The organism is Aquimarina algiphila, assembly GCF_007489275.1.
Classification (GTDB): domain Bacteria; phylum Bacteroidota; class Bacteroidia; order Flavobacteriales; family Flavobacteriaceae; genus Aquimarina; species Aquimarina algiphila.
Window position 1 is genome coordinate 88,326 of the sequence record NZ_VLNR01000004.1, and the last position, 18,311, is coordinate 106,636.

Here is an 18,311-nt window from a genome sequence, read left to right on the forward strand (position 1 = left end):
ACTCAATGCATTATTATTTGACATTAGATATTGTAATTTGTTTATAGAGTTTTTCTAAATCCAAAGGATCCTTTTTTTGCTTTTGTATTGTGATTAATGCTTTAAAAAGTTCATCTACCTTTGCTCTGTAATTAGGATTAGTTGCAAGATCTTTCATTTCTTCAGGATCTTTTTGCATATCATAGAGAAGTACCTTATCCATTTTGGGATATATAATCAATTTATAGCCATCTTTTCTAATCATACGCTGTAAATCAATATATGCTCCGTATATAGCTTCATAAGAGCTTTTTCCTTCCTTATGTATCATATCCAGAACACTATTAAACTCAACATACTCAGGTTTATCAACACCTGCCAATTCAATACTCGTTGCCATTGCATCCTGAAGATAAATATCTTCTTCTATCTTTTTTCCCTTAGGAATATCAGGTCCCATAATCATAAAAGGCGCACGTATACTATGATCAAAAAGGCTTTGCTTACCTATTAACCCGTGTTTTCCCATTGCCAAACCATGATCTGCGGTAAAAATGATATATGTATTATCCATTTCACCTGTTTTTTCTAATGTATTTAGAATTTCGCCTATTTGATCATCCATATGGGTTATCAAAGCATAATATTCTTGTATATGTTTTTTGGTGGCATATTCTGTCCTTGGAAATGGTGCTAACGCCTCATCTCTAAGGTCTTCTGCATTACCCATGCCATCTTTAAAATGATATTCTGCCAACCAACTTTTTGGTAGACTAATCGAATCTAATGGATATTTATCAATGTATTCTTGTGGGGCTTGTCGAGGATCATGTGGCGCATTAAAGGCCAAATACATAAAAAACGGATTATCCTCTTTTTTTGCTTTATCTATAAAAGTAAGAGCATCATCTTTTAACACTTCACTCCAATGCTTTCCTCCTTCCCAGTATCCACCAAATTTTGGGTCTGATGGAGACCATATAGTATCATTTTCATTAGTAGGACGATTATATCCAATTGGCATAATATCTTTAGGAAGCGTATCTGTTCCTTTTATATTTTCAAATCGTTCAACCATTTTAAAATGATCCCAGGCATCTCCGGGCATTCCAGGTCTTACATGAGTTACATTTTGAAAAACACTATCTGCCTTAGCATCAACGTGCCACTTACCTGTCATATATGTTGTATATCCCTGAGATTCCATAAGTTTCCCCCAGGTTTTATCAAGCTCACGTCCATTACTCCAGTTTTGACGAAATTGATTTACATTCCAAACACTACGTCCCGAAATGATCATAGCCCTCGATGCTGCGCAAACCGCTCCGTTCCATGCTCCCATATTATAAGCATGTGTAAATGTAGTCCCTCCTTCTACCAATCTATCAAGGTTTGGAGTCTGTATTTCGGTATTACCTAAAGCATGTATTGCAGAATATGCTAGATCATCTGCAAAAATAAATACAACATTAGGCTTTTTTTTAAGTGTTTTTTCAGGTTTAGAACATCCCACTAGAAAAATTAAAAAAAATAATGCAACTAACTTATTCATGTGATTTTATAATTTCTCGATTGAAGTATAATATGCTGAAAATTTCTTCCCTTCAGTATTCACAAAAGTACAACTTAGCTTGTACTCTCCTTTTTCTAAATGTCCACTAAGTATTGCAGAGGTTGCATTAATATCTACATCTGTTTTAAGGTTAAGGTTACCTATATTAACTATTGCTTTAGACACCTGAAGGCCTTTACCTACTGGTTGCCCGTCCTTATAAGGTGTTGATGCAATAGACTCTATATCCTGGTCAATTGATAATCCCGACTCTTCTGGGTATCTTCTCAAGTTAAATTGATAATTACCACTTTCTTCTACTCGGATAGTATAATATCCTTCTGGATGAAACTCTCCATTTCTGATTTGTCCTTCATGCCATGGCAGATTTTCTTCGGTATGTAAATCATGTATGGTTAATCGAACTGGATCTTTATCTTCTCCTCCGACAGGAATCTGAGCATATTTAATATCTGACTGTATACTCTCCCACCAGGTATCATAAAAATTTTGCATTTTTACTACCTCATCAGGATGTTTACTCGAAAGGTCTATCTTTTGTCCTGGATCATTTACAAAATCATATAGTTCATTACCATTTACCAAACGCCATCGGGTAGACATCACACAAGGGTTTCTTCCTTTTTCTGGCCATTGTTTACGTTGTGTGTCTACAACCAACATTCTATCTACAATTGTTTTGGTTTTGCCTTCGAGTAATGAAACTACACTTATACCATCTAATGTTTTCTTAGATTGGTATTCAATTCCAACAAGCTCGGTTAGGGTAGGTAACAAATCTACATGAGCTACTAATTCATTAATTTTAGACTTCTTCAACACTTTTCCTTTTGGCCAGCGAATAAAAAACGGAACACGATGACCTCCATCATAATGACTCCCTTTTGTGCCCTTTAATCCAGCATTATATCCTAAGGTTTGTTTTGTTACTTTATTATAATTAATACCATTAGCAGTACCATTATCTGTAGTAAAAATGATTATTGTATTTTCTGAAAGTCCTGATTTTTCAAGATAAGAAGTCAGTTTTCCAAAGTTATCATCAATGTTTGTGATCATTCCGTAGAAGCGTTTTTGACTTTCATTCAACGTATCTTTTTTATACATATCCATATATTCTTTAGGAACGTTGAAAGGACCGTGAGCTGCATTAGTTGCCAAATACATAAAAAACGGTTTTTCTTTTTGACCTTCTATATATTGGATTGCTTCATCAAACCATACATCTGTACAATATCCTTTAAATTTTTCAGGAGTTCCGTTTCTAAAGTAGGTATCATCAAAATAATCGTTCCCCCAATAATCCGGAGTTTGACCTACTCCTCCGCCTCCATTATATAGCGCTTCTTGAAAACCTCTATCCTGAGGTCGAAATGGCTTATTATCTCCCAAGTGCCATTTACCAAACATTGCAGTTTGATATCCATTACGAACAAATACTTCTGCCATTGTTTCCTCATCCTCTTGTAGTATAGAACATCCTGCAATAGTGTGCCATGCATTATTTCGGTTTGCATTCCTACCAGTCATAATACCGGCTCTTGTTGGGGTACATGTTGTGCCTACATGAAAATTAGTGAGTTCTAAAGATTCTCCTGCAAATTTATCTAGATTTGGTGTTTTAATAATTGAATTACCATGAACTCCTATATCTCCATATCCTTGATCATCTGTTACGATTAGGATAACATTAGGTTTAGAAGAAGTAATATCACTATCTACAACTTTACTTTCTTTTGGTTTCTCCTGACAAGAAATTAATATAATTGTTAGTACTAAAAATGACAATTTTTTAATCAAATTCATTTGTTTTAAATATTTTATTCGTTTTATCACAATAGAAAATTATGAGCTATAAATATCTATAATTCGATGATACTAGCACTTCCTTAATGTCTAATTTTTTACCACAAATGATTAGTATGTATACAAGAAACAGCACTATTACCAGTGCTGTTCTATAAATAACGAATTATGCAATTAAAAAGCTGTTACACTCATTTCATACACAGGTGTATTAGTAATTATAATGATATTTTTATTTTTTTACCTTTTCTATTTGTCGAACATACTCACTAGGGACTACCCCAAACTGTTTTTTGAAACATTTAGAGAAATATGATGCTGTATTAAACCCTGTCATATACATAATTTCTTTTACAGACATATCACTCTGATCCAAAAGTTGTACTGCTCTTTTTAATCGGATATTTCTTATAAACTCACTAGATGAAAGTCCTGTAAGTTCCTTAAATTTTAAATATAGATTACTTCGACTATGACTCATCTCTTTTACAAGCATTTCTACATTAAAATCAGTGTTCATCATATGTTTTTCTACAATTTCAATTGCTTTTTGTAAAAACCTCTCATCAGTTGATGTTACTGTAACTTCTTTGGGTTTTAATGTAATTTTACGATTAAACACTTTTCTTAATTCTTCTCGATGTTTGATAATATTAGTCAGTTTTAATTGTAACAGATCCATATCAAAAGGTTTTCTGATATAGTCATCAGCCCCTGTCTTAAGTCCCTCTACTTCGCTCTCTTGAGAAGATTTAGCTGTTAACATTAATACTGGAATATGACTGGTCTCTTTGGTAGTTTTAAGTTTTTTACAAAACTTAATTCCATCCATAACCGGCATCAAAACATCTGTAAGAATAATATTCGGGATTAGTTTTGAAGCTACTTCAAAACCATGTTGTCCATTCTCAGCTTCATGAATAGTATAATTTTCACCTAATGCTTGTTTAATAAAAGTTCTAATATCGGCATTATCATCCACCACAAGTAACACAGGTAATTTTGATCTAGATTGCGATAAGTTTTCATCTACAATCTCATCATTAATACCAATTGCAAAAGATTCTGTCTCAGAAGAACGCACTAAATAATCATTTTCTGTGTCTTCTTTACAGCTTATACCTTGAATATCTTCGTAGGCTTGTTTATGCATTGGTAATCTCACTATGAAATTGGTTCCTGTTCCGCGTTCACTAATTACATTAATCGCTCCTTGATGAAGTTCTACAAGATTCTTTACAAAAGAAAGACCAATACCCACTCCTTCTGGATTTCTTTTATCTTTATCTTTTGTCATGTAGAATCTATCAAATATGTTTTCTACTTTATTCTTTGAAATCCCTGCACCAGAATCTTTTACTTGTATAACTACATATCTTTTTGTAGTATCTGGCTTTGCTTTTAAAACACCAACATGCTGTAATTCTTTATCTTCAGAGATATCTATGGTTATAGTTCCATTCTCTGGAGTAAATTTAAAAGCATTAGATAAAAGGTTATTCATAATTTTTTCTAAGGCGTCATGATCAAACCAGGTGATAAGAGAATCGTTTGATGTATTGATAGCAAAATCGATTTGTTGTTTATGTGCTAAAAACTGAAAAGGTTCTCCTACTTCCTTTATAAAATCTGTTATATTACTTGGTCTAACAACTAATCGCATTTTTCCTTGATTCATCTTTCTGAAGTCAAGCAATTGATTTACAAGTCTAAGTAGGTAGTCTGTATTTTTATGCATCAGCCCATATTGTTCTTGTAACACTGATTCTTCTATCCTAGAACCGCTTTTCTGAAGATATTCTAAAGGCCCTTTAATTAAAGTCAACGGAGTTCTAAATTCATGAGAAATATTAGTGAAAAACTCTAGTTTCATTCGCTGCACTTCTTCATGTTTATCTTTTTCTAAGTCATCTAGTGCAGATTGATGTTTTCTAGTAGTGCGATTAACAATATTCCTCCAAAAACCAATTAATAACCCTAATCCAAGAAGACCGTAAATCACATAAGCTATTTTAGTCCTCCAGAAAGGTGGTATAACGTTGATTCTGAGTTCTGCTGGTGTTTTATCCCAGACTCCATCATTATTAGAGGTTTTCACTTTCAGGGTATACATACCTGGTTCTAAGTTTGTATATGTAGCAAATCGTTTATCGGCAGTTGTTAACACCCAATTATTATCAAAACCATCTAACATATATGCAAATTGATTCTTTTGTGGTGCTGCATAATGTAATGCGGCAAACTCAAAGGAAAAGCTGTTTTCCCAATATTTTAATTGAACTTCTTTTGTATCATTTATTGGTTCTTCTAAAAGAATACGTCCATTAATTTCCTCACCTATTTGTACCGAATTATTTGAGATCATAAAATCCGTAATAACGGTTTCAGATTCATACGTGTTATCTCCTATACGTTTTGGATAAAACGCATTAAACCCATTAATTCCGCCAAACAACATCTCTCCATTACTTCGTTTTAAACAAGCTAATTCTTGAAATTCGTTACTTTGTAATCCATCATTTACATCATAATTCTTAAAAGTTTCTTGTTCTGGATTAAATCTTGAAAGCCCCTTGTTCGTTGATAACCAGAGATGACCTTCCTCATCTTCAAGAATTCCCTTAATAACATTATTTGGCAATCCGTTTTTCTCTGAATAGGATACGAATCTTTCTGGTTTTCCATCTGAAGATGGAATCAACTTGCTGAGTCCTCCTCCAAATGTACCAATCCAGATATCACCAGCTTTACTCTCGTAGACCGTAAGGATATAATCATGACTTATTGTGCTCGAATCTCCCTGAACATTTTTATAAATTACAAATTTTGGGTGTTTTTTGGTTGCTTCTTCTTTTGTAAGTTTACATAAGCCTTTTCCTGTAGCGAACCAGATATTTTTATTTTTATCTTCAAGGATATTTCTTATGATATTGCTTGATAACGAATTAGCATTGCTTGGGTTTTCCTGAAAAACATCTTTATCATACTCTTTATCATCTCCTTTATAAGTCCATCTATGAATTCCTCCCCCATATGTTCCTATCCAAATATTTTCCTGATGATCTTCTAGCAAAGTAAATACACTCTGATTGACATCTGGCATTGATATTATATCACTTTCTACAACTCTTTTAGGGTTTGAAATGTCTAACAATAATAACCCTGGAACATCTTCTACTCCAATAAATAACGTTTTCTTTTTCTTGTATTGAACTTCGGTAAGAGCAAATGGTTTGAAAATTGTTGGAAAATTTTTAAACCCTGTATATTCATCATTATCATTGTCTTTGAGCAACATATTGAGTCCTCCTCCTTCTGTGCCTATCCATAAAGTACCATTACTATCTTCATACATAGATCTAATTTTATCATAACTAAGACTTGTGGGATCTAATGTTTTTCTGATATGTCGAAACTGTTTTCTTTCTGGGTCAAATTTATTTACGCCTCCTCCATTGGTTCCAACCCAAATGATACCTGTTTTATCAAGATATAAAGATTTAATAATATTTTTAGTAATACTACTTGGACTTCTTAAATCGTATGTAAATCTATTTACAAATTGAGGAAATTCATTTCCTGGTGAATTATTAAAATATAACAATCCGTTATTTGAGCCACACCAAATATTATTATTATTATCAACCTGAAGCACATTAATATTAGATTGATCTACTCTATGTACAAGTACAGAATCACTATTTTTGGATTGACAATACAACCCATTACTTGTTCCTATAAGTAATCTTCCTGATTTATCTTCACCAATACATTGCACTTGTATATTTGGCAAACCAATAGTTGCATTGACTAACCTAAAGTATAAATCTCCATTAGTGTCTCTAGATAGTTTATATAATCCACTGCGGCCACCTGCCCATAATTGATCTTTACTATCTTCAAAAATAGTGCTAATCGAATTTCTTTCCCAACCAGGAATTAGCGATTCTTGTTCTGGGCTAAAATGTGTAAACTTTAACGTATCCATAGATTTATTAAGATCAACCATATTAAGCCCACCGATAGTACCGACCCATAATCGATTTCTTCTATCTTTATAGATAGATGCGACATGGTCATTACTAAGACTCTCTTTATTATTTTCATCGTGTTTATATTGGGTAAACTTTCCTGTAGATCGATCAAAAAAGTTCAATCCACTACCTGTTGTTCCTACCCACAAATTACCATTTTGATCTCCTGTAATTGCATAAATCAAATTACTACTTATATTACCCAAATGATCATTATCAGGTTTATATACAGAAAAACCATATCCATCATATTTATTCAATCCATCATGAGTACCAAACCACATAAACCCACGAGTATCCTGATAAATACTATTGATATCACTCTGGGATAAACCATCGTCGGTTGTGATATGATCAAAATGGATTGGATCTTGAGTATACCCGGTCATTATACAACCAACAAGAGCAATACAAATGATTAAAATTTTATGTAATCTAATATCCATAGTCTAGCCATTACGTTACTTAAATGTATTAAATTAAAAATAGACAAACGAGTCAAAATTCTAAACCTGTCTATGTCATAGTATCAAAATCTGATGGGACTTCATACTATCAAATAATTATTTGTTTTAGATGCAATCCCACAAACCTAGTTTTATCATTTTAAATCTTCTGTAAAACACAGATTAGCAATAGGAGGATTTATCTACAAACAAATTATTTTTGATTTCTGACTATCGAAATATATTAAACAATTATTTGGTTTTTAGGTTTTTATACGATAGGATTTGTACTTATGAACATATGTGGTACAAAATCAATCATATGCTATATAGTTAGGGTAATCTGAATCCTAAAAGGAGTTTTGTTTCAATTATATTGGAGGAGATATTAAACTATTTTTGAGTAATATTCTTTTCTACACTCTTTATTATACTTATTAATAGTACTAAAAAAACATAGAATACCTTTCTAATTATACTTTAGATATTTCTCATAACCCAAAGTACACTGTTACAAAACAGCAAATTTCATATATTTTTCTGGAAACTTTTTAACTGACCTAATCTGAATGTCTTTATAAAATACTTCGGCAGCTTCAGATTGTATTTGTATTTTGCCTTTATTCATAGGTTTCCATTCGCCGTTCAGGTTAGCCTTTGGATCAACAACAACCATAACCACTTCCCCATTGAGTAAATGAATAGATCTATTCCCCACGCATATCAATTCCATTGTATTCCATTCTCCATATCCTTTTTCTGGATCATTAGGTTTAAAACATCTTCCTGTCTCAAAACCTTTATTCCATGAAAAATCTACTAAATCTGCACCCGGAGTAAAATAATATTTCTTTTCTTTTTTAATTGCAGGTGCCTTTGCTTTTACATTACCCAAAGTAATTAGGTCACCACAATCTGTTTGTTGAACTTCACATTCTATACTAGTCATCCATACATTCCAAAAATCGGTATAATCACCAATACTATGATATAAAATTCCGCTATTCCTCTTTTTCTCTAAACGAGGTTGCCACCTTTTATCTCCCCATTTAAACTTCCAGGTAAGGTGATAGTTTTCATATTCTTTTTTGGTTACTAGTCCTGCAAAAATTTCTCCCGTAATCTTAATAATTTCTTCTCCGTTTTCTTCTATAACAGAAAATACTTTTTTAGGGTCTTTATTGAGCCCAATAGGTGTGCCTTTTGTTACATCGTCAAACTTTTTATACCCTTCTATTTCTGTACTCGTATGAGGTGCTCCCATAAAGACATCCCACATAGAAAGTTTTTTATCAATCAAATTTTTCCACTGATTCATATTAACTCCTGTTCTAGGAGAATATATTGGATTAAAGGTATTCTCTTTTGGTTGGTATTTACTACCGCTTGCCCATCGTATTCCTCTTGTTAAAAGTTTCCAAGCACTCGGAGTATCAAAATCCTTCGGATCATGCCCTATAGAAAGGTAAAAAATACGTCCTTTTGCATAGTGTTTTTTCCAGGAAACGGGCATTACTGCTCCTTCTATCCAACCGTTATGCTTATTTCCAAATGTGGTCGTCGCTAATACTTTTGAATTTGGATCTACATGCATATAATACTGTTCTGTATCTTTGATATCAAAATCAGTAAGTCCTTTTGTTATAGGGTCATCAATATTTACAATATCAACTTTGTAATCAATTTTTCCTCCTGGATGTGCCACCCATTGGCCACCAATCATATACTGATACTCTGTATTTTTTCTAAAAGAATCTCCTAACCCTCCATGGCATCCTGCAAGACCAGTTCCATTTTTAACTGCTTGAAGTAACCCTTTTTCTTGTTCTTTAGTAATCTCTCCCATTGTCCAATATTGGATAATAAGATCGGTCTCAGACATTTTTTTCTCATCTGCATAAATATCCAAAGAGTTTGAAACAGTCACTTCTGCTCCTTTTGTTTTTAACCAAGCATTTACTCTGTCTGCAAACACTTTAGGTTGGTGTCCATCCCACCCTCCATAAACCATGATAACTTTTTTTCCCTTCAAAGATGGTAACTCATCTTTTTCAAGTTTCTGAGCCATTGCATTCTCTGGAACTAAACAAAACATCAAAATTGCAAGAAAAGTAAACTTAATAAATTGTAACATAGTCACTATCTAATTTTAATTAATATATTATTTATAACAAAGGATTATAATTTTGCTTGTTTCTTATACTCCTTAGGGAATTTTTTAACTGATTTAATCTGAATATCTTTATAATACGCTTCAGCTCCTTCTGACTGTAATTGTATCTTACCTTTTGTAAGTGTTATTTCTTCTCCATTAATCACTTTGCGAGCATTTTTGACAATCATTACTACTTTACCATTAACAACATGAATGCTTTGATTACCCACACATATAACTTCAACTGTATTCCACTCTCCATTTGGTTTTTCATTAGGTGAATTTATATGACAGTATCCCGGATTTCCATTTCCTGCACCATAAGTTATTGATTTATCTTTTTTTCCTGTCACTTTATATAGGTTATCTTTTATTTTTGTGGAGACCACATCTGCCCTAGCATTTACCAAGGTTACAAAATCTCCTGTATCTCCTTCTTGTATTTGACACTCTAATCCAGACATCCAAACATTCCAAAAAGCACCATGTTCTCCATGGCAGTGATATAAAATTCCGTTGTCTCTTTTTTTATCCAATCTCGGTTCCCATTTCTTTTCTCCCCATTTAAACTGAACTTTTAAATGATAATTACCAAACTCCTGAACCGTAGTTAAACCTGCATAAATTTCTCCTGTAATTTTAAGAACCATATCCCCTTCTTCATCTACAATAGAAAATACATTTTTAGGATCATTATTCAATCCAATAGGAGTTCCGTTATGCACGTTCTCACTTTTGGGATGACCTTCTAATTCTACACTTGTATGAGGTACCCCAACAAATGTTTCCCAATTTGAGAAATCTTTATCAAGAAGGTTTTGCCAATTGTCATTAATCTCGAAGCTATGCTGAGAGGTTTGTTGTCCAAAACAAAAAGCTGTTAAGCTTATGAATAGTATACCAATAAGTTTTTTCATAATAAAGATGGAATTCGTAAATAATGTTTTTTTTAAACGATTAATCATATACCAATTAAAAAGAGTTACCCCAAGCATGACACGCCGGCCACACCTGGGGGTAATATTTTTATGTGTAGAATATTAGAAAACTTCAACAAATCATCATTGATTTTTCTATTAAACACAGAGATTTTCTAATTTATATTAATCTACTTAAAATTAGATTTTTTATTCATTATTAGGTATGCCTAATGTTTAAAATATGATAACATATGACTTATTTGATTACAAAATTTGGCGTGTAATTAGATCCTCATGTGATTTCTAGATCTAAATATTTTCAGGTTGTATGGTTCATGATAAAAACCTAGTATATGCACTTTGATTGTATAATTTTAATGTCTTTATGAAAAAAACAATCCTGTTTTTACCCGATATCAAAATTATCATTGTAAAATACTATTCTGGCTTTAATTGACTTAAGTCGTTCTCTAGTAACACTAAATTCTTCACCATCTTTCATCCTTAGAATATATTTTTCATTCTCCCAAAACGAATATTCTCTAAAGAAAACAAGGTTTATTATCGTTGATCTATTGACTTTAATGAAATTTTTATCAAGTTCTTTCTCTAGAGTTGATAAATTCTTATTTATCTCATAGATTTCATTTCTACTTTTAACAATGTACTTTCTACCATTTTTTTTGATGTAGGAAATGTTTTTTGTGCTAATTAATCGTTCTCCCTGTTTAGTTCTTACTTTTAAAGAAAGATCTTTTATTCCCCCTTTAGCATTCCCTAGTTTTATTTTACGAATTGTGCTTATGATATTGATAGATAATAATAATATTCCTGAACTAACTATCGGAACCAAATAAGTTAAATACAACTTACCATTTAAGAAAAAATAGGAATCAAAATAATCAATAGTTTTTCTATCCAAAATATAACAATGATATAAATAACGGATACTCGTTGTAATAGGTGAAAACAAAAAATATGCTATTAAAAAAAGTGGAAGAAACTTTATACCATATAAAACCAAACCTGATAATGATATTTTTAATTGATTCATTTTAAAAAAATCAGCGTAGTTACCAATAGCTAAAGCAATACAGTAAGTTGTAATTAATTCAATTAAGATCTGATCTATAAAAATAAATTGCAAAAGATTTGTAATACTGAAATTATCCTGCGAAACCCAATTAATATTTGATGGATGCAGGTAAAAAACACTCAACACAAAAAACATGGTTATACAAGTGACAAGAACAATCACTTTTCCTTTCTGAATAAATGTATATAATAGAGTTATATTTTTTTCTTGTATTTGATTCATCTAGCTTAAAAAAACAAAAAGTAAATTACTGTACTTCAAATTAGATAAACATCCTTTTTAACCCACTTTTCAATTCATAAATTATAGGTTTCAGACAAATCTAATAAAATTGCACCTCAGATTGTCTATATCTTTAACGCTACCAAATCACACTTATAGTATTTATATAGTATCTCTATTATGGTTTCAAATCTCAAATTAAAACTCAATAGATACATTGCAAAAAAGTATAAATGGTACTAAAGTATGAGTAGCGCTTATACGATATTCTTTAACATTGTTTAAAAACAACTAATTTTTATACAGAACTAACATATGAATCTAGGAACATTTTCTATTAGTCTAGCAGTAAAAAACATTGATAAAAGTATTTCTTTTTATACCCATCTAGGATTTAAAGTAGTGGATGGTGGTCACCTAAATGAAGGATTTAAAGATTCTGAAACTATGAAATGGAGAATTTTAGCAAATTCATCAGTTAAGATTGGTTTGTTTCAAGGAATGTTCAATTCTAACATCCTAACTTTTAATCCTAAAGATGTTCTTAAACTTCAGGAAGTTATAAAAGAGAAAGGAATATCTTTTATAAAGGAAGCTAAAGCATCAGATGCAATCAAATCTATAATTCTAGCTGACCCCGATGGAAATCAAATCATGCTTGATCAACACTAAAATATGTTTTATGCTTAATTCCCATTATGTCTCACTAATCATAGCTTATGCCTTAGCTGCACTACTTTGGTTACTTACTAACTTTTTTATAAAATCAATATGGAATATTGAAAAAAAAGAATTGAATTTCAGCAAACCATATTTGGAATTTATATACGCCTTAATAGCAATGATTCCAATATTGGGAATTGGACAGTTATACATAAACCATCTTTTAATCCCTAATCCAAATAATGCAAGTGTAATTATAGATACAAAAATCAGTTTCTGATTTATTCTCCAACACTAATTTTAATATTTATAAGAAAACAATCTTTTGATACTATATGGCTTCCAAAATCAAAAATCTTACTTCGCATAACTATTGGTCTTTGTATTGCTATATGTAGCCTTTTCGCATATTGGATCACAAGAAAAGATATTGGAAGCTTTGGTGAAATGTTATTTCGTATTTATCATTCAAAAAATCTTGCGTTTCTTATGCAGGTTTTTATGGAGGATATAACCATAGCACTACTATTCGTAAGGCTTTCTGCTTGGATTAATCGTAAATGGACGATTATTTTAGTTGCAATTCTTTTTGCTTGCGGACATATACCAAGTTTTGTGGCAGGTGGAGCTACACTAATTGAGTTATCTAGTCTATTGATCGATACATGTATTGGTATTCTAATATTAACTGTTATTAGTAAGTCAAAAGATGTCTGGTGGTTTTTTATGGTGCATTATGCTCTAGATATGTCTCAATTTGTTGGTTCAACATAATATTCTAGTCACTATTATTAAAACTAAAAATGAAACAAATAATTGATACCTGAGAAATTAATAGCAGAATTAATTTATATTTAATTACTAAAATAAATAAAGTAAATATCATCAAAGATCGCAATTCATTCTATCTCTGTATTTGTAAGGATGTAAGGGTAATAGAAAAGTATTATTTGGGCTATAAAAATGGGTAACGAAACAAAATTTTTAAAATAATAAAATTATGTCAACATTTTCAATCTACCACGATGTATTCATTAAAGCTTCTGTAAACAAAGTTTTTGATGCTGTTGCTATTCCTGATCATTTAATTAACTGGTGGCCATTAAAATGTTCTGGGATACCCAAAAAAGGAGAAGAATACAATTTTTATTTTGCTCCAGAATATGATTGGTATGGTAGAGTTAGCGCTTGTGATCCTCACAAGAGTTTTCATATCATGATGACAAAATCTGATGACGATTGGAATGGCACGTCATTTGGATTCGATTTAGAAGAAATAAAAGACGGTGTGCAACTTAAATTCTGGCATAAAGGTTGGCCAAAATGTAATGATGAATTTAGACAGTCTTCATTCTGCTGGGCTATGCTGCTTTCTGGTTTGAAAAATTATATAGAAAAAGGAATCATCATACCTTTCCATGAACGAGAATAAATAATACAGGATAGCAATGACACAAAACTATATTCGCCTCATCATCCTCATTTTTATATTGTATGGTTGTACTAATAATCAATCCTCAAGTATAAATAGTACGTTTCCAACGAATCCTATGCATGCAGAAATCATAACTTCTGATGTTGATTTGTTTTGGGAGACATTTGATGAACTCTTAAGAGATACTATTCAAAATCCTTTTGAAAGATATTTAAAAGAAGGAAGTCCCGGTTTACAAAACTTCATTAGTAATCAACGCATAGTAGGACCAGATGAGCTTAAAGAACTTGTACTTTCTGAAAAAAAATATTATTCAAATATCAGAAGTTCTTCATATAAAGCAGTCGGTTTCAAAAATCAAATTAAAGCATCTTTTTATGCACTAAAATATCTATATCCGGAGGCGGTTTTCCCTCCTACATACATACTCATTGGTCGAACTACTTCTGGAGGTACTGCATCTGATGCTGGTTTGAGTATTGGTGTTGAGATATTTTCAGATAATCAAGCAAGGACCGCCTATGGTAGGCCAAGTTTGGATATTGAATTACTTCCGTTTTTAACAGCTCATGAAATCATTCATTTTTTACAAAAAGATGATCAAAATAATGAAACACTCTTAAAGCATTGTATTAGAGAAGGTAGTGCAGATTTTATTGCAGAAATGATTGCTGGTGAAAAGGTAAAATATTGTAATGGACCAAATGTATATGAATATGGTGAGCAGAATTTTAAGAAACTCTTTGAGAAATTTAAAGAAACAATGAATAAGGAAGAACTTTCTCCCTGGTTAGGTAGTGAAACTATTGATGGACGACCACAAAACCTTGGATATTGGATAGGTTACAAAATAGTGAAATCATATTTTGATTTGATGGATGATAAGAAAAAAGCAATTAAAGATATCTTGAACATAAATAATTATAAGAAGTTTTATGAAGATTCGGGTATTGAAGATGATTTCATGTGATAATTATCTTCAATACCCACCTCCTTATAGGATAGTGAACATTTTTTTATCTTTCTTCTCTTTGTTAATATACGAAGACATTTTAGAGGATAACGAAGTACTACATATCCACGATAAGGAAACTATAAACCATAAAGCTAAATAAATATGAACGACACCTAAAGCATATATTTCAAAATTCATAAATCTTATTTTTATTATCTTCCTCTGAATGTTTTATTTAATTTGTAATTGGAATGAGAATTTTTATTTACTGTATTACGCTATTATGCTTTGTTATCCCAGAAGTAATAGCTCAAAAACTTATACCTCCTATTTACAATTACGAGATTTTTGAGTATAAGGCTGCTAGTCAAAATTGGGGGATGGATGTAAGTGAGAACGGAGAACTCTTTGTTGCTAACAATGCAGGGCTTTTACTTTTTAATGGAGAACAATGGACTCTTTATAAACTTCCAAACAAAACCATTGTACGCTCCGTATGTATAATGAAGGATAAAATATTTACTGGATCTTATGAAGAATTTGGATATTGGAAAAAAAATAAAATTGGTCAATACGAATATTTCTCACTTACTAATCTGATTAAAAATCATGAATTCGCTAGCGAAGAATTTTGGCAAATACTGCCCTATCAAAATACTATAATTTTTAGATCTTTTTCTGGTATATATATCTATAAGGATAATAAAATCACAGTTATCGATCCTGATTTTATTGTTACCGATATAACTTTATTAAATAATAAAGTTATTGTAGCCAGTGATAACAAAGGGCTTTTTGAACTTATTAATAATGAATTAGTTGCCATACAAAACCAAGAACTTCTTAACCATAAGATTATAATAGATATGGTGTCTTATCAAAATGGACTTCTTATTGGGACAAAACTTAATGGTTGTTACTTTTATCTAAATGGACAAACTACAATATGGGATAATGCTATAAACAAGGAACTAAAAAAACATCAATTAAACAAAATCCAAAAAGTTAGTCCTAACTCTATTGCTTTTGGTACAATTAAAAACGGTATTTATTTATATGACACTACCGCCAAAACTATTGATCAGCTTAATAAAGAGATAGGGTTGCAAAATAATACAGTTTTATCTTTATCCACATTTCGCAATCAACTATGGATTGGACTAGATCAAGGTATTGACAGGGTTCTATTAGACTCATCCATAAAATATTATACCGATAATTCTGGTACAATAGGAACTGTATATGATATTGCCAATTATCAGGATATCGTATATCTTGGCAGTAATACAGGAATTTATTATCTAGATCACGATCAATTACAATTTATAGAAGGTTCTCAAGGACATGTTTGGGACATGGAAATTCTGGACGGTCAATTATTTTGCGGCCATAATACCGGCACATTCATAGTTAATAAAAATACGTTAGAAAAAGTTTCATCCTTCTCTGGAGGATATCAATTTATAAAGGTACCTGAACAAAAAACTACATTTTTACAAGGAATATATACGGGTATAGCAAAATATCATAAACTTGAAGATAATTCATGGCGAGTGACACGAGTAGAAGGAATCAATTTCCCTGTAAAACAACTCTTCTTTGAAAATCCATCTACTATATGGGCTGCACATCCTTATAAAGGGTTTTATAGAATACAGTTAAATCATGATTATAGGGCTGTTCTTGATATTAAAGAATTTCAGACAGATGCCAATGCAAAAGACTATAATGTAAAACTTTATAATATAAAGAATCAAATTATATTTCAAAGTAAAGGAAAGTGGTATAAGTATGATCCAATTTTAGATAAGATTGTTCTATTTAAAGAATTTAATAATTATAGTAATAAAGAACTTATTCATTACGATGAAAAACATTTTTGGTTTATTGATAATGAAAACACTAAACAAATCTTTTATACTGACCTCAAAAAAGACAGTTTAGCAATATCTGAAAATCAATTAAGTAGACGACTAATTCCTGATGCAGAAAATAGTGTACAATTAAGTGATTCTATTAATTTCTTAACATTGAGTAATGGTTTTAGCAAGATTAATTTTTCTAAACTAAAGAGTAACTTAGGAAAGATCAAAATACCAAAACCAAATCTTTATTACTTCAAAGACACTAAAAAAAATTATCCTTTACATATAGATATTCTAGAAATCCCATATAGTAATTCAAAAGATCTAAAAATACAAGTATCTACTCCTAGCATGGTACAATCAAAATATTATTATGAACTAATTGGAAGTACACAGCAATCTTCATATACCAATGATGGAAATATCCATTTTCAGAATTTATCACACGGAAATTATGAATTAAACGTCTATACCGTTGGTATTAATAATAAAAAATCACTTCCTAAGAATATCACATTCAAAATTGCCCCTCCTTGGTATTTATCAAAACTCAGTATCCTTGGATATATATTGTCCTTTTTTCTGATTATTTTCTTGATTAGAATGTATAACAAGCAAAAATTAAAAAGAAAGCAAAATGAACTGAGAAAACATCTTGAAAGAGAGCAAAAAGAAAAAATAGCACAATTAGAAAAAGATAAACTCACAAAAGAAATCAAGCAAAAACAAAAAGAATTAGCAAGTACTACTATGAACATTGCCAAAAAAAATCAGATCATCCTTGAGTTAAAAAGTGTTTTATTGGTAAATAAAGGGAAACTCTCTAGTCAGCAAAGCTATAAAGCGATTCTAAGAAAGACAAATGATGCTATTAATAATAACGAAGATTGGAAACGTTTTGAAATAAGTTTTAAAGAGCTTCATGAAGATTTTTTTGATACACTATTAAATAATTATCCTGATCTAACACCAAAAGATCTTAAACTTTGTGCATACTTGAAAATGAATCTATCTTCCAAAGAAATTGCTCCATTAATGGCAATTACAATAAGAGGAGTAGAAATACATCGATATCGTCTTCGAAAAAAATTGAAAATTAATAGTTCTAAAAACCTTTCGAACTTCTTGATTACGTTTAAGTAAATAAATGGGGTTATACTTT

12 protein-coding genes are annotated in these 18,311 nt (G+C 31.1%); 6 read left to right on the forward strand and 6 right to left on the reverse strand.

Annotated features, from left to right (window positions below):
• Positions 1 to 13: 13 nt before the first annotated feature.
• From FOF46_RS02980 to FOF46_RS03005, 6 genes are all read right to left on the reverse strand, one after another.
• Positions 14 to 1,531: a sulfatase family protein gene (locus FOF46_RS02980; protein WP_143915410.1), complete on the reverse strand. Its 1,518-nt coding sequence runs from the start codon at positions 1,529 to 1,531 to the stop codon at positions 14 to 16.
• Between the two features lie 6 nt (positions 1,532 to 1,537).
• Positions 1,538 to 3,358, reverse strand: a complete 1,821-nt coding sequence (locus FOF46_RS02985) for an arylsulfatase (protein WP_143915411.1) — start codon at positions 3,356 to 3,358, stop codon at positions 1,538 to 1,540.
• Positions 3,359 to 3,590: 232 nt separating this feature from the next.
• Positions 3,591 to 7,838, reverse strand: a complete 4,248-nt coding sequence (locus FOF46_RS02990; protein ID WP_143915412.1) for a hybrid sensor histidine kinase/response regulator transcription factor — start codon at positions 7,836 to 7,838, stop codon at positions 3,591 to 3,593.
• 511 nt (positions 7,839 to 8,349) lie between these two features.
• Positions 8,350 to 9,972, reverse strand: coding sequence for a ThuA domain-containing protein (locus FOF46_RS02995; RefSeq protein ID WP_143915413.1), 1,623 nt, complete (start codon positions 9,970 to 9,972; stop codon positions 8,350 to 8,352).
• A gap of 44 nt (positions 9,973 to 10,016) precedes the next feature.
• Positions 10,017 to 10,910 carry a 3-keto-disaccharide hydrolase gene (locus tag FOF46_RS03000; protein WP_167571730.1) on the reverse strand — a complete coding sequence of 298 codons (894 nt, stop codon included), beginning with the start codon at positions 10,908 to 10,910 and terminating at the stop codon, positions 10,017 to 10,019.
• A gap of 409 nt (positions 10,911 to 11,319) precedes the next feature.
• On the reverse strand, positions 11,320 to 12,231 hold the full coding sequence (locus tag FOF46_RS03005) for a LytTR family DNA-binding domain-containing protein (RefSeq protein ID WP_143915415.1): 912 nt from the start codon (positions 12,229 to 12,231) through the stop codon (positions 11,320 to 11,322).
• 315 nt (positions 12,232 to 12,546) lie between these two features.
• Between FOF46_RS03005 and FOF46_RS03010 the strand changes: the two genes are divergently transcribed.
• The 6 genes from FOF46_RS03010 (at position 12,547) to FOF46_RS03035 (ending at position 18,292) form a co-directional block, all read left to right on the forward strand.
• Positions 12,547 to 12,903, forward strand: coding sequence for a VOC family protein (locus FOF46_RS03010; protein ID WP_143915416.1), 357 nt, complete (start codon positions 12,547 to 12,549; stop codon positions 12,901 to 12,903).
• A gap of 10 nt (positions 12,904 to 12,913) precedes the next feature.
• On the forward strand, positions 12,914 to 13,174 hold the full coding sequence (locus FOF46_RS03015; protein ID WP_143915417.1) for a hypothetical protein: 261 nt from the start codon (positions 12,914 to 12,916) through the stop codon (positions 13,172 to 13,174).
• Between the two features lie 209 nt (positions 13,175 to 13,383).
• Entirely contained in the window at positions 13,384 to 13,668 is a 285-nt protein-coding gene (locus FOF46_RS03020) for a CPBP family glutamic-type intramembrane protease (RefSeq protein WP_271728575.1), read from the forward strand.
• Positions 13,669 to 13,894: 226 nt separating this feature from the next.
• A complete protein-coding gene (locus FOF46_RS03025) occupies positions 13,895 to 14,326 on the forward strand; it encodes an SRPBCC family protein (protein ID WP_143915419.1) in 432 nt (143 codons plus the stop codon).
• A 16-nt stretch (positions 14,327 to 14,342) separates the two neighbouring features.
• On the forward strand, positions 14,343 to 15,299 hold the full coding sequence (locus FOF46_RS03030; protein WP_143915420.1) for a gliding motility protein GldB-related protein: 957 nt from the start codon (positions 14,343 to 14,345) through the stop codon (positions 15,297 to 15,299).
• 236 nt (positions 15,300 to 15,535) lie between these two features.
• Positions 15,536 to 18,292, forward strand: coding sequence for a helix-turn-helix and ligand-binding sensor domain-containing protein (locus FOF46_RS03035; protein WP_143915421.1), 2,757 nt, complete (start codon positions 15,536 to 15,538; stop codon positions 18,290 to 18,292).
• Positions 18,293 to 18,311: the final 19 nt, after the last annotated feature.

What these genes read in the sequence shown, in the direction of transcription:
- FOF46_RS02980 (WP_143915410.1), bottom strand. Translation starts at nt 1,531, where the DNA reads ATGAATAAGTTAGTTGCATTATTTTTTTTAATTTTTCTAGTGGGATGT.
- FOF46_RS03025 (WP_143915419.1), top strand. Translation starts at nt 13,895, where the DNA reads ATGTCAACATTTTCAATCTACCACGATGTATTCATTAAAGCTTCTGTA.
- FOF46_RS03015 (WP_143915417.1), top strand. Translation starts at nt 12,914, where the DNA reads ATGCTTAATTCCCATTATGTCTCACTAATCATAGCTTATGCCTTAGCT.
- FOF46_RS03010 (WP_143915416.1), top strand. Translation starts at nt 12,547, where the DNA reads ATGAATCTAGGAACATTTTCTATTAGTCTAGCAGTAAAAAACATTGAT.
- FOF46_RS03000 (WP_167571730.1), bottom strand. Translation starts at nt 10,910, where the DNA reads ATGAAAAAACTTATTGGTATACTATTCATAAGCTTAACAGCTTTTTGT.
- FOF46_RS02995 (WP_143915413.1), bottom strand. Translation starts at nt 9,972, where the DNA reads ATGTTACAATTTATTAAGTTTACTTTTCTTGCAATTTTGATGTTTTGT.
- FOF46_RS03035 (WP_143915421.1), top strand. Translation starts at nt 15,536, where the DNA reads ATGAGAATTTTTATTTACTGTATTACGCTATTATGCTTTGTTATCCCA.
- FOF46_RS03005 (WP_143915415.1), bottom strand. Translation starts at nt 12,231, where the DNA reads ATGAATCAAATACAAGAAAAAAATATAACTCTATTATATACATTTATT.
- FOF46_RS03020 (WP_271728575.1), top strand. Translation starts at nt 13,384, where the DNA reads ATGCAGGTTTTTATGGAGGATATAACCATAGCACTACTATTCGTAAGG.
- FOF46_RS03030 (WP_143915420.1), top strand. Translation starts at nt 14,343, where the DNA reads ATGACACAAAACTATATTCGCCTCATCATCCTCATTTTTATATTGTAT.
- FOF46_RS02990 (WP_143915412.1), bottom strand. Translation starts at nt 7,838, where the DNA reads ATGGATATTAGATTACATAAAATTTTAATCATTTGTATTGCTCTTGTT.
- FOF46_RS02985 (WP_143915411.1), bottom strand. Translation starts at nt 3,358, where the DNA reads ATGAATTTGATTAAAAAATTGTCATTTTTAGTACTAACAATTATATTA.